This is a genomic window from Flagellimonas nanhaiensis (genome assembly GCF_003382275.1).
In the GTDB taxonomy this organism is placed as follows: Bacteria; Bacteroidota; Bacteroidia; order Flavobacteriales; family Flavobacteriaceae; genus Flagellimonas; species Flagellimonas nanhaiensis.
Map to the genome: position 1 here is coordinate 331,368 of NZ_QTJX01000003.1, position 13,931 is coordinate 345,298.

Below are 13,931 nucleotides of genomic sequence, written 5' to 3' on the forward strand. Positions count from 1 at the left end.
TATGACTAAGCAAGAAAGATATTTGAAGCTCAGTGGCCTGGAACCTTTGGTCATTACCCCAGAAAGCAATTTCATCAATGTGGGGGAACGGACCAATGTGGCCGGCTCCAAAAAATTTCTTCGCCTGATCAAGGAAGAGAAATTTGAGGAAGCCTTGGATGTGGCAAGACATCAGGTGGAAGGAGGTGCCCAAATCATTGATATTAACATGGATGATGGCCTTATTGATGGTAAGCGGGCCATGGTCAAGTTTTTGAATCTCATTGTAGCTGAACCGGACATCGCACGTGTGCCCATCATGATAGATAGCTCCAAATGGGAAATCATTGAGGCGGCACTTCAGGTAGTACAAGGAAAATGTGTAGTGAATTCTATCAGCCTAAAAGAAGGAGAAGATGAGTTCATTCGTCAGGCAAAATTGATTAAGCGTTATGGAGCTGCGGTAATTGTAATGGCCTTCGATGAAATCGGTCAGGCAGATAACTATCAAAGAAGGATTGAAATTGCAGAGCGGTCGTACAAAATATTGGTTGATAAAGTCAACTTCGCACCAGAAGATATCATATTCGACCTGAATATTTTTCCTGTGGCCACAGGCATGGAAGAACATCGAAGAAACGCCCTGGATTTCATTGAGGGAACAAAATGGGTGCGTGAAAATTTGCCATACTGCAGTGTTAGTGGTGGAGTAAGTAACGTTTCTTTTTCTTTTAGAGGGAACAATCCGGTAAGGGAAGCTATGCATTCTGTATTCCTGTATCATGCTATTAAGGCAGGCATGAATATAGGAATCGTAAACCCAGCTTTGCTGGAAGTCTATGATGATATCCCGAAGGATTTGTTGGAGCATGTAGAAGATGTAATCCTGGATAGAAGGGATGATGCCACAGAAAGACTGTTGGAGTTTGCGGAAACAGTTGTTGGAAAGTCCAAGGAGAACAAAGTAGACCTTTCCTGGAGAGAAGAACCTTTGCAAGAACGTATTACACGGGCCTTGGTAAAGGGCATTGATCAGTTTATTGTTGAAGATGTCGAAGAGGCAAGACTTCAAGCTTCGAGACCTTTGGAGGTCATTGAAGGCAATTTAATGACAGGAATGAACGTGGTTGGCGACTTGTTCGGTAGCGGAAAAATGTTCTTACCGCAAGTAGTGAAATCCGCCAGGGTCATGAAAAAGGCAGTTGCCTATCTCACCCCTTATATTGAAGAATCCAAAGACTCCAATGCTTCGGCAGCGGGTAAAATATTGATGGCGACCGTTAAGGGAGATGTTCATGATATTGGAAAGAACATCGTAAGCGTGGTCCTGGCCTGTAACAATTACGAAATTGTGGATTTAGGGGTGATGGTCCCTCCGGAGATCATTATTCAAAAAGCCAAGGAAGAGCAAGTGGATATTATTGGCTTGAGCGGGTTGATAACTCCCTCTTTGGACGAAATGGTCTTTTTGGCCAAAGAAATGGAACGTCAAAATTTTGATGTACCCTTGTTGATAGGTGGGGCAACAACTAGTAAGGCACATACAGCAGTTAAGATTGACCCACAGTACAGCCAGTCCGTGGTTCATGTAAATGATGCCTCAAGAGCCGTAACCGTTGTGGGTGACCTGCTTCAGAAAGAAACTTCGGATACCTATAAAAAATCCATCAAACTGGATTATGAAAGTTTTAGGGACAGATTTTTAAATAGATCCAAACAAAAAGAATATTTGAGTTTAAAGGAAGCCAGAACCAACAAGTTGAAACTGGATTGGGACAGTTCTGACATCAAAAAACCAAGTACTTTGGGAATACAAGTTTGGGATGAGTTTGATTTGAAAAAACTGGTTGATTTTATCGATTGGACCCCTTTCTTCAGAAGTTGGGACCTTCATGGTAGATATCCTAACATCCTAAAGGATGAGGTTGTGGGGAAACAAGCAACAGAGCTTTTTGATGATGCTCAAACCATGCTGCAAAAAATATTTAATGAAGATTTACTTAAGGCGAAGGCTGTTTTTGGGTTGTTTCCCGCAAATCAAGTTGAAGATGATGATATTGAAGTCGATGTAGGTCCGAGCAATGAAAATTCGGAACAACCTCAATTTGTTTTCAGAACACTGCGCCAACAGCTTAAAAAACGAGATGGGGTCCCAAATTTAGCATTGGCCGATTTTATTGCTCCAAAAGACTCGGGAATTCAGGATTATGTTGGGTGCTTTTGTGTAACAACGGGCTTTGGTACCCAAGAGCTGGCCAAAGATTTTGAACGTGAGCATGATGATTACAGTGCCATTATGATAAAAGCCTTGGCGGATCGTTTAGCCGAAGCCTTTGCGGAATATCTCCATAAGGAGGTGCGAATCAAACATTGGGGCTATTCTCAAGAGGAGAACCTAACCAACGATGATTTGATTGATGAAAAATATCGAGGTATCCGTCCAGCACCGGGTTATCCAGCGTGCCCCGATCACTTGGAAAAACTCTCTATCTGGAAGTTGTTGGAAGTGGAGGAAAAAATTGGGGTGAAATTGACAGAAAGTTTGGCCATGTGGCCTGCGGCCAGTGTCAGTGGATATTATTTTGCCCATCCGAAGGCCAAATATTTTGGATTGGGAAAAATACAGCAAGATCAAGTAAAGGATTTTGCCAAGAGAAAAGGAATCAAAGAGGAGGAGGCCCAAAAATGGCTTGCACCTAATATTGTTGAAGTGTAGCAATGAAAGTAACCGAACACATAAAAAAAGCTAAAGGCGAAACACTATTCACTTTTGAAATTATTCCGCCGGTAAAGGGAAAAAATATCAAGGAACTCTATGACAACATAGACCCATTGATGGAATTTAAACCCCCTTTTATTGATGTTACCACATCTCGTGAAGAGTATATTTATATTGATAGGGATGGTCTTTTGGACAAAAAACTGACCCGAATGAGACCTGGAACTTTGGGCATATGCGCTTCCATTAAGCATAAGTATGATGTGGATACCGTTCCCCATGTGCTCTGCGGTGGTTTCACTAAAGAGGAAACGGAATATCTATTGGTGGATTGTCATTATTTGGGAATCAACAATGTAATGGCTTTGCGAGGTGATGCCATGAAAGAGGAAAAATATTTTGAACCAACCAAAGGAGGGCATAAGTACGCTTCTGATTTGGTTGGGCAAATTCGCAATTTAAACCAAGGGAATTATCTCCATGAAGTAATTGAAACAGACAATTGTCCGGATTTTTGCGTCGGCGTTGCTGGGTATCCAGAAAAGCACATGGAAGCCCCATCCATAAAATCAGATTTGAAACGCTTGAAGCATAAAGTGGACCTTGGAGCTAACTATGTGGTTACCCAAATGTTCTTTGATAATAATAAGTTCTTTGAATTTGTGGATGAAGCAAGAAAAATGGGAATAGACGTTCCAATTATACCGGGAATAAAGCCCATTGCGGTAAAAAGACATTTGCAATTGCTGCCACAAGTTTTTAGGGTAGATATTCCCCAAGACCTGGTTGATGCCGTGGAAGCGTGCAAAAACAACAAAGAAGTAAGACAGGTTGGGGTAGAGTGGTGTATCCAACAATCAAAGGAATTAAAGGAGGCTGGTGTGCCGGTATTGCATTACTATTCCATGGGGAAATCTGATAATATCAAGGCCATAGCCCAAGAGGTTTTTTAATTTTCCTACTTTAGCGCCTCATGAAGCACCTACTGTACTTGTTTCTATTGGCATGTAGCATGTTGGGGTATTCCCAGGAAAAAGAAATTGCCCCAAAATATGTACTGGATGTCAGTCAGTTTTATGGTTCCATTCTATTGCACAACACTGATATTTCCCACCTAATTGCCAATCACCCAGGAGGCATTATTCTTGGATTTAACAGAAAAAGGTTTGGGCAAGAAACATGGGAAGCTGACTATGGTTATCCAGATACCGGTTTTTCTTTTGTGTATCAGGATATGAACAATTCCACCCTCGGGAAGAATTATGGACTGTATGCGCACTACAACTTTTACTTTTTCAAAAGAAATCTTCAGGTTCGTGTGGCACAGGGTGTAGCCTACAATACCAATCCCTACGATAAAAACGAGAATTTTAGGAACAATGCCTACGGCACCCATCTGTTGAGTACAACCATGGCCATGTTGAACTATCAAAAGGAAAACCTGTTTGCGGGGTTGGGTATAAAAGCAGGGATTTCATTGATCCATTATTCCAACGCAAACTTTAAGGCTCCCAACACTTCAACCAATACCATGGCATTGAATGTAGGGTTGACCTATGATTTGGATGGTGGGGAAACCTACGAGTTCTTGAAACCTGAAAAAGGCGAGAAAATTACCGAACCTATTCGGTTTAATTTGGCCTTGCGAGGGGGAGTAAATGAAAGTGATGTAATAAATTCTGGACGGTATGGATTTTGGATATTTTCGGCGTATGCGGATAAACGGTTGGGAAGAAAAAGTGCCATTCAATTTGGAACAGATGTCTTTTTCTCCAATTTTCTGAAAGAACTCATTCGATTTCAATCTACCTCATTTCCAGAATTGGATGTGGAACCAGATGCAGACTTTAAACGATTGGGATTATTTGTGGGGCATGAACTCTTTATCAATAAAATGAGCATTGAGACCCAATTGGGATACTATGTATACTATCCTTTTGATTTTGAAGGTCGGATGTACAATAGAATTGGACTAAAGCGGTACTTTGGAGATAAGTTTTTTGGAGCTATCACCTTGAAATCCCATGGAGCCAAGGCGGAAGCCGTTGAATTTGGAATAGGAATACGTTTATGAGAAAGTGGACCATAGCAATAACGATTCTGTTTTTGATTGCCTGTAACGGTGACAATGTGCCGGACTGTTTCCAGAATGCGGGAGATTTGATAAAGGACACGGTTGAGGTCCCTTCTTTTTCAAGAATTACGGTTTTTGAAAACATCAATTTGGTGTTGATTCAGGGAGAAGAACAAAAAGTTGAAGTGGAAACCGGGGAATTCCTTCGGAAAGAGGTTTCTGCAAAAGTAGAGGACAACCGGTTGATTCTTAGAAATGAAAATGGATGCAATTTTATTCGGGATTATGGGTTGACCACAATCTACGTAACTTCTCCAAATATCTCTGAGGTACGGAGCAGTACGGGGTTGTTGGTTTCCAGTGATGGAGTTTTGAACTACCCTGAGCTTGCATTGATTTCAGAGAGTTTTGTCAACCCTGAGACAGAGACTACAGATGGCTCTTTTGATTTGGAAGTAGATTCAGGTATTGTACGAATAGTGGTGAACGGAATTGCATTTTTTAAACTGAGGGGCCAAACGGATAACCTAAATATTACCATAGCTGCTGGCGATTCCAGGGTTGAAGCAGCCGATTTGGTGGCTCAAAATGTTGCCATTGACCATAGAGGCTCCAATGATGTATTTGTGAACCCTCAACAACGGATTAGCGGAGTAGTGCGAGGTACGGGAGATGTGGTAAGCAACAACCGTCCACCAGAAGTGGAAGTGGAAGAACTTTTTAATGGACGGTTGATCTTTACTGATTGAACTATTTTATCGGAATATAGATTTCAGTCTTTAGTTTGCTTTCCTCGGTTTTTTCAGCATTGTTCAAATATCTTTCCCTTACAGACTCATCACGAAGTTCTTCACCGCTTTCCAATAGCCAATTGTTAAAGATATGGTCGTATACCTGACTAAGATTCTTATAGCTACCCTGATAAAGGAAAACGGCAAATTTCCCGCCTTTCAACATTTTGGTGCCCACTTTACCGTTGGGTTTAGCGTCTTTATGGATTACTAGACAGGCATCATATCGCAAGTTGGCTTCGTCCGTTACATGTGGGTCGTCAAAAGGTTGCCCAAAATGTTGGATTCCAGCTGTAAAAAGCTTTTGGCTTTTGACCTCGTTCCATAAGGTTTCCCAGGCACCGGGGTAGTCCATTTTATTATAGGGGCCTTTCATGGAGACGTAGATACAGAATTGTTCTTCCAGTGTGATGAGTTTTGGTTTCTTGATGTTCAAACTTGTAATTTCCATAGTTTGCAAAGGTTTTATGTTAAACGTTTTTGTTTTTCTGTAATCAGAAGGGGTAATCCCAAAATGTTGTTTAAAGGCTTTGGTCAGAGATGAAGGTGTTTCATAGCCGACACTATACGCAATCTCCTCAATGGGCAACTCGCTATAGCGAATCATTTTAGCGGCAGTCTCTAAACGTGTTCTGGTAATGTAGGCACCAATGGGCTCTCCCAACAATGCTTTTATTATCCGATGGAAATGAAAAGGGGAGAAATGGGAAAGCTCCGCCAGGGTCTTTATCTCTATTTTCTCATCAAGATGATTGTGTACATATTCAATTACCCGATTGAGTTTTTGGTAATAAAGTGTCTTGTTGTGTTCTGATTGATTCATTTTGGATGTTGTTGTCTACAAAATTAGGGGCAAACCTTCATGAAGGCTTGTCCGTTCTTGCTAATCTTCAGTTAAGCTATGCGGTTTTTCATAGAAACAGAATATTTCATGGCTTATGTTCCATTTCTCTTTACTTTCGAAAAGTAAAATCATAAGAATCGATTCCTTGTTCTCCTTTTTTAAGAATATATTTTCGCCAAAAGAAAAAATAAGCCGCCTAGAACAGTTGGAAGGAATGGCAAAAGCTGATGAGCTTTTCCAGGACTTGATTTTCACAAAGCAAATTCCTGGTTTGGCAGTCACGATCTATAGGAAAAACGAAAAAATATTCCAGAAAGGGTACGGATATGCAGATTTAAAAGAAAAGACCAGTGTAGACCCTAAAAAGACCGTATTTAGGACCGCAAGTATCTCCAAATGCATAACCGGATTGGCATTGGGCAAGATGCTGGAAGCTGGAATTTTGGATTTAGAGGACTCCTTTTACAGCCATGTTCCCTATTTCCCTCAAAAAGAACACGATTTCACTTTAAAACAATTAGCGGGACATACGGCAGGTATTCGGGGATATCGGGGTAAGGAATTTGCGCTCAACAAACCCTATTCCATAAAGGAAAGTTTGACAGTATTTCAGGACGACCCCTTGGTTTTTGAACCAGGAAAGGGCTATCTGTACAATAGTTTCGATTTTGTCCTGCTTTCCTTGGCCATGCAAGAAGCCAGTGGAATACCCTTTGAAGAATACGTCAACAACAAGGTGCTTAAACCTTTGGGAATGAATCATACTATTGCCCCTCAAAATGTAGGTGAATCGCCATTAGCTTACAATATGGCCCAATTTTACACCATAAGGGCCAAATCATTTAGCAAAGCGGTTGAGGTCAACAATACCTATAAGTTGTCAGGAGGAGGTTTTTTGTCTACCAGCGAAGACATTGCAAGAATGGGAAATGCCATCTTGGAAGGAAAACTCCTTAAAAAGGAAACTTATGATCAATTGCTATCCTCCCAAGAAGTCAATGGAACCTTGACATATTATGGAATGGGATTTCAAGTGAGTATAGACAATGAGGGAAGATCTTTTATTGGGCACGTAGGCAATAGCGTGGGGGCATACACCAACTTTTTTGTATATCCAAAGGAAGAGCTTTCCATAGCGATATTGATCAATTGCTCCAACCCAAAAGTGCAGAATGAACTTGATTCAGTGATTCAACAACTATGGGCTGATTCAACTTAAATTTGCAATATGTCAAAAGGTGATATTTATACCCGGGAAGATGTAAAAATCTTGGTTACCAAGTTTTATGAGAAGGTAAGACAGGACGATGAAATAGGACATTTTTTTAATGATAACATTCAGGATTGGCCAGAGCATATTGAAAAATTGACCGATTTTTGGGAGACCAACCTGTTTTTCGTCCAGAAATACAAAGACAATCCATTATTGGTGCACGCTCAACTGGATGAAAAGGTGAATCGAACCATTGAAAATTATCACTTTGGGATTTGGCTAAGACACTGGTTTGATACCATAGATAGAAATTTTGTTGGCGCAAATGCGGAGAAGGCCAAGCAAAGGGCCAGAAACATAAGCGTACGAATGTTCATGGCCATTTTTGATTATAGAAAATTAAAATCTTCTTAAACCAAACTTACCAAGCTGTTTTCCGCCGCATATTTTTCGCAAAGCTCCAAAGTTTCCATTATGTCGTTCATAGTGGTTCTTGGATTGATCAAACACATGCGGAGCACAACATGACCGTGCAACAAAGTGGTAACTAGTAGGGCTTCCCCAGAAGCCATGATGCTATCGGAGATTTTTTGGTTGATTTCATCCAACTGCTTCTCCGTATATTTTTTTCCGATGGGATTGTACCTAAAGTTGATTACGGCCAAAGTAGCAGGAAAAACAACCTCCCAGTTTTTGCTTTTTCGCAACACACTTTCTGTTTCTTCTGCAAGGTCAATTCCATAAGAAATAGCTGTTCTGAACTCACGAAGCCCAAATGTTTTGATCGAGGTGTAAAACTTAAGAGCCCTGAACCTTCGTGTTAATTGAATACCGTGGTCGTAGAAGTTGATTTCTGAAGTATTTCCTTCAATATCCCTTAAATACTCCGGTTTTTCTGTAAAGGTCTGACTGAGGTGTTTGTGATTTCGAACTAAAAGACACCCCATTTCATAAGGTTGAAAAAACCACTTGTGGGGATCAACAGTAAGAGAGTCGGCCTTTTCAATACCTTTCATAAGCTGCTTCCCCTTTGGGGAAAGTATGGCCGCTGCGCCGTAAGCTCCATCAATATGAAACCAGATGTCCTCATCCTTGCAAATTTGGGCCAGTTCTGAAAGTGGGTCCACTGTGCCTGTGTTGGTAGTTCCCGAAGTAGCAATCAAGCAAAAAGGAACATAACCTTCCAATCTATCCTTGGCGATGCAATTTTTGAGTTTGTTTATGGAAAATTTGAACTCACTGTCCGTAGGTATGATCCTAACCTGCTCCTTTGTAAACCCCAACACCCGTATAGCTTTAATGTTGGACGAATGGGCCTGGTCGGACAGATAGATAATGGCCTTGGAAAAATCCTGACCACATTTAATCCTTCTGGCTGTGGTCAGCGCGGTAAGATTGGCCATGGACCCTCCACTGGTAAAGATGCCTCCACCTTTCTTTGCGGGAAATCCAAATATTTTGAGCAGCCATTGAATGGTAATAATTTCTAATTCTGCTGCCGCAGGCGAAGCCGCCCATCCTCCTGAGAAAATATTGTAACCCGTTGCCAGAGAATCAGCCATTGCACTCACAAAATTGCTCGGGCCAGGAACAAATGCAAAGGTTTTTGGGTGAGTGAGGTTGGCACTTTTGGTCATTACATTGTCAAGAATAAAATCTAGGACCTCCAAAGGTTCTGAACCCTTTTCAGGAGCTTCCTCTAGAAATAAAGAGTCCATTTCTTCACGGGAGCCATGTGTTACGGGCAGTTCCTCATATTGTTTTATATGATGTTCAACAATGGCATCTACAATTTTATGGCCATAGGCTAACATTTCATCTTTTGATAGCTCTAAGGTTGCATTGTTCTTTTTCATGGAATCTAGTTATTACTAAACGGCAAAGGTACCTATTTGTAGCTTCTCATTATATGATGTTTGACATGGTGGACATAATAATTCAATTTGGGAATAGAATGACAGAGAAAATAGTTTCAAACCACAAAATCCTTAAATTTATTCCATAAGTCAAATCGATGAAAAGACTGCTTTTCTTTTTACTGTCAATGTTGGCAATAGTTCAAGTTTTTGGACAAACCGCTATTTCCGGTTACGTAAATTTTGCAGAACCGGAAGAGTGGGAGGGGAAAATCCATCTAAAGAAATTGTCAGTTGAGGATTTGACGAATGAAGGGAAAGGAAAGCCTGTGGCTATCGCTTTAATAGGTACCGATGGTTCATTTTCCTTTCATAAGAAGTATATATCTGAATCCAATAGCATCTATCGTCTTTCAGTAAAAAAAATAAGAAAAGCACTAAATGACTCTGTCAAAAAAGAGGTGGATTTTATCCTATCGCAAAAGGACCATATTGAGTTTAAAAAAGGAGAACAAGTATTTGCCGGTTTTGTGACCACCAATGAAGCTCAACAAGAGTGGGGCAAGTTCAAAAAGTTTGAGGCCAACCTCTTGGGCCAATATGTGAAAGATGAAGAGAGGATGTCTCCGCATAAAGGCTATATAAAAGATTCCCTGCAAATCTTAATGGTAAAACTTATTGGGGTAAAACAACTCGAAAACAAATCCTTGCTGGAGAATGATATAGCAGAAAATAAGTCGTACTACTTAGACCTTCTTCAGGAGCTTAAGTCCAGTGACTTGGACCCTTCACTCTACTTCTTCTTGGAAAAAAGGTTGGCCTATCTTGTAAATCATGATTTGGAAACTCAGCTACAGGAAAGCAAATGGATCAATTATGTATTGCTTGGGGTGCTTTTGCTATTAGGTACTTTATTGGTTTTTAGGGAACGGAGCAGGTCCAAATTGACTGTTTCAACATTGAGCAAGCAAGAAAAAACGGTCACCGAGCTTATTCTTGAGGGAAAGAGCAACAAAGAAATTGCAAACGAACTTTTTATCAGTGTGAGTACGGTAAAGACCCACATTACCAATATCTACAGCAAGCTAAACGTGGGCAATAGGCAAGAACTTTTACAAAAAACTAGGGGTACTAGTACCTAATTGGCACCCTTGATTTTTCCATAAACAGGGATTCTCCGTTTACTTGCGGTCAAAACTTGATTTTGCAAACTTGGATTGGAAAACACTTTTTCCCATTTAGTGAACGATTCCAAAATTGGAACACTCTTTTAGGGTGGGCCGCTTTTCTAAACGCTCTAATTACCTACTCACTCACTGTGGAACCCACTGTGAGCTTTTGGGATTGCGGTGAGTATATTGCCACATCTGCTAAACTTGAGGTGGCACATCCGCCAGGCGCACCATTTTTTCAGATGGTTGGTGCTTTTTTTGGCTTGTTTGCCATGGATAATACCCAAATAGCACTTATGGTAAACTATGTTTCTTGTATTGCCAGTGCCTTTACCATTTTGCTGTTGTTTTGGACCATTACACATTTATTGCGCAGGTTGATTCCCGAAAAGAGAAACAACAAACAAGCAATGCAAATATTGGGGGCAGGATTGATTGGGGCACTGACCTATACCTATTCTGACAGTTTTTGGTTCAACGCAGTGGAGACTGAAGTTTATTCCATGGCGAGTCTTGTTATGGCACTCCTGATATGGCTCGGTCTAAAATGGACCGATGATTTAGAAAATCCTCGGGGCAACAAATGGTTACTGTTGATTGCATTTGTGGTAGGACTAACCTTTGGGATACAGTTTATGGGTTTTTTGGCAATACCTTCCATTGTGTTGCTTTATTGTTTCCAGCGATACAAAAAGATTGATTTCAAGAAGTTTCTTTTATTCAATGCTATAGCGGTTCTATTGCTAATGTTGGTATTTAAGTTTTCGTTGACCTATGTTTTGAAGTTTTTTGGATGGGGAGAGCTGTTTTTTGTGAACCAATTGGGATTACCATTCAATTCAGGATCTATTATTGTGGGAGTGCTCATTGTTTTACTTTTCTACATTTTGATTGGCTATTCCAGGAAAAAAGGCCTGGTTCATTTCCATACGGCTGCACTGTGTTTGTTGTTCCTTTGTTTAGGATTCACCACCTGGTTTGTACTTCCCTTAAGGGCTTCTGTGAATGTTGGCATCAATGAAAACGACCCGTCGGATGCCCGGAAACTTCTGGCATATTACAATCGCGAGCAATATCCAAGTACAGATAGTCCAATTTATGGTTCATACTATTCGGATAGGTTTGCCAAAATTGAAGGATACAAAGATGACAATCCCAAGTATGAAAAAGATAAAAAATTAGGTAAATACAAGATTGTCAATCCATACAAAAAAGCTATTCCCGAAACCAGTAGTAAACATGTTGGACTTTTGCCTAGAATGTGGAGCAGTGAGCATGCAGAAAACTATATGAGGTATTTTGGGCCACTGAATTTTCATATCAAACCAAAATATCTTTCAGAAGTTGAATTAAGGGAAGGTGTTGGGCAATTCATGCAGAACTACAAAACTGGCAAGGTAGATACAGCGCAGTATGTAGAATTTCTAAAGGATTTTGGTGAATATATTGAAGTTGAACCCCCATCTTTCATGGATAATCTCACCTATTTGTTCCAATATCAGTTCAACTATATGTATTTCAGGTATTTTATGTGGAATTTCGTTGGGCGCAATAATGACATTCAGGGGAGATATGATGGAAACGGGGAGTGGCTAAGCGGTATTGACTTTATTGATAGTCTGCACTTAGGAAAGCAAAAGTATCTTCCGGAAGACGAAAAAAACAATAAAGGAAGAAACACCTATTTCTTTTTGCCATTAATATTGGGTCTTATTGGAATACTATTCCAATTTTTAAAGGATCCCAAGCATTTTTGGGTGCTCTTTGTCTTTTTCATGTTTACCGGATTGGCAATACAGTTCTACACCAATCCACCCATATTTCAACCTCGCGAAAGAGATTATTCTCTAGTGGGTTCATTTTATGCATATGCTATTTGGATAGGTATCGGAGCCTTTGGACTCAACAGATTTGTTCAGAAAAAGATAAGAATCAAGAAAAATTTTTGGCCTGTTCTTTTTTTGGGGCTCTTGAGTGTCCCCTTGTTGATGGCCTTTCAAAACTGGGATGACCATGATAGGTCCAATAGATATACTGCCCGCGCATCGGCAATGGCCTATCTAGATTCCACCCAACAAGATTCTGGGGCCATTTTGTTCACTATTGGAGATAACGATAACTTTCCACTCTGGTACCTTCAGGAAATTGAAGAATATCGTACAGATGTCAGGGTTTTGGTTACAGGATACTTGGCAACCGATTGGTACATCGACCAGATGAAAAGGAAATCGTATAGCAGTGAACCGGTTCCATCACAATTGACCCACCAACAATATAATTATGGAACCCGGGACTACATATATCATCAACCTTTAACAGATAAGCGTTGGGATATCAAGGATTTCATGAATTGGATTGCTAGCGACCATCCCAGCACAAAACGGAAGCATCTTTTGGAGCAAAATGGGTTGGATACAAGCAAATTTTCACAAAGTGAACTGAATACCGTGTTTTATCCTACCAACAAAATAAGGGTGCCGGTGAACAAGGCCAATGTTTTGCAAAGTGGACTGGTAAACCAAAAAGATGAGCATCTTGTAGTAGACTATATCGATATTGACCTTCCCAATGTGCTGTACAAGAACAGAATGATGATGTTGGATATTTTGGCAAACAATGATTGGAAACGCCCTATCTATTTTTCAGGGGGCAGTTTTGATGATGCCGAATACCTATGGATGAAGGATTATTTGCAATTGGATGGATTGGCCTACAAATTAGTGCCCATTAAAACAGTATATGAAGGGGGAATGGATAAGGGCAGGGTGGATACCGAAACTTCCTTGGAAATCGTAAGAAAGTGGTTTTGGGGTAACTCCGGGAGCAAAGACATTTACCATGACCCGCAAACCAGAAAACAATTCGGAGTGACTTTCAGACTTTGTCTGGCCCGGCTGATGGAAGCATTGATTGCCGAGGGAAAAATTGATCAGGCTTGCGAGGTCATTGCGTTGGCCATGGAACACATACCTTTTGAACATTATGGATACTACATGTTCGTTGAGCCTTTTTTAGATGGGTATTACAAAGTAGGAGACAAACCTGAAGCCAGACGATTGTTTAAAAAGCTCCAACGTATTTATCAGGAAAGATTAAGATATTATGGCTCACTTTCTCAAGAAGAACAGTATTCAAAAATTGAAGATATCCTTTCGGATTGCTATGCCTATAAGCGAAACATCCAGGTTTTGGAAGCCAATCATGACCAGGATTTTTATCAAAAAGAAGTGCAGACATTTGAGACGGATGTCTCAACCTTTGGACATCTTATTATGGAATAAAT

General features: G+C 40.5%; 10 protein-coding genes. 8 read left to right on the top strand and 2 right to left on the bottom strand.

The features are described from left to right. Position 1: 1 nt before the first annotated feature. Genes metH through DX873_RS14390 form a run of 4 tightly spaced genes read left to right on the top strand, consistent with a single transcriptional unit; the run spans position 2 to position 5,521 of the window. Entirely contained in the window at positions 2-2,695 is a 2,694-nt protein-coding gene (gene metH / locus DX873_RS14375) for a methionine synthase (protein WP_116185166.1), read from the top strand. Positions 2,696-2,697: 2 nt separating this feature from the next. Beyond that, positions 2,698-3,651: a methylenetetrahydrofolate reductase [NAD(P)H] gene (gene metF / locus DX873_RS14380; RefSeq protein ID WP_116185167.1), complete on the top strand. Its 954-nt coding sequence runs from the start codon at positions 2,698-2,700 to the stop codon at positions 3,649-3,651. A 20-nt stretch (positions 3,652-3,671) separates the two neighbouring features. Next, positions 3,672-4,772 carry an acyloxyacyl hydrolase gene (locus tag DX873_RS14385; RefSeq protein ID WP_116185168.1) on the top strand — a complete coding sequence of 367 codons (1,101 nt, stop codon included), beginning with the start codon at positions 3,672-3,674 and terminating at the stop codon, positions 4,770-4,772. Next, complete coding sequence (locus DX873_RS14390) at positions 4,769-5,521, top strand: head GIN domain-containing protein (RefSeq protein WP_116185169.1); 753 nt, start codon at positions 4,769-4,771, stop codon at positions 5,519-5,521. The genes DX873_RS14385 and DX873_RS14390 overlap by 4 nt, the downstream gene beginning before the upstream one ends. 1 nt (position 5,522) lies before the next feature. Here DX873_RS14390 and DX873_RS14395 read toward each other — a convergent pair whose 3' ends face one another. Beyond that, positions 5,523-6,386 carry an AraC family transcriptional regulator gene (locus tag DX873_RS14395; protein WP_116185170.1) on the bottom strand — a complete coding sequence of 288 codons (864 nt, stop codon included), beginning with the start codon at positions 6,384-6,386 and terminating at the stop codon, positions 5,523-5,525. Positions 6,387-6,621: 235 nt separating this feature from the next. Here DX873_RS14395 and DX873_RS14400 point away from each other — a divergent pair, with 235 nt between their 5' ends. Continuing rightward, a complete protein-coding gene (locus tag DX873_RS14400) occupies positions 6,622-7,626 on the top strand; it encodes a serine hydrolase domain-containing protein (RefSeq protein WP_232520946.1) in 1,005 nt (334 codons plus the stop codon). A gap of 9 nt (positions 7,627-7,635) precedes the next feature. Beyond that, positions 7,636-8,034, top strand: a complete 399-nt coding sequence (locus tag DX873_RS14405) for a group III truncated hemoglobin (protein WP_116185171.1) — start codon at positions 7,636-7,638, stop codon at positions 8,032-8,034. On the opposite strand, the gene DX873_RS14410 is transcribed toward DX873_RS14405, so the two are convergent. Next, on the bottom strand, positions 8,031-9,476 hold the full coding sequence (locus tag DX873_RS14410) for a pyridoxal phosphate-dependent decarboxylase family protein (RefSeq protein WP_116185172.1): 1,446 nt from the start codon (positions 9,474-9,476) through the stop codon (positions 8,031-8,033). The genes DX873_RS14405 and DX873_RS14410 overlap by 4 nt on opposite strands. Positions 9,477-9,634: 158 nt before the next feature. Between DX873_RS14410 and DX873_RS14415 the strand changes: the two genes are divergently transcribed. Together DX873_RS14415 and DX873_RS14420 are read left to right on the top strand one after the other, a co-directional pair. Then, a complete protein-coding gene (locus DX873_RS14415) occupies positions 9,635-10,618 on the top strand; it encodes a response regulator transcription factor (protein ID WP_116185173.1) in 984 nt (327 codons plus the stop codon). A 62-nt stretch (positions 10,619-10,680) separates the two neighbouring features. Then, positions 10,681-13,929, top strand: coding sequence for a protein O-mannosyl-transferase family (locus DX873_RS14420; RefSeq protein WP_232520947.1), 3,249 nt, complete (start codon positions 10,681-10,683; stop codon positions 13,927-13,929). Positions 13,930-13,931: the final 2 nt, after the last annotated feature.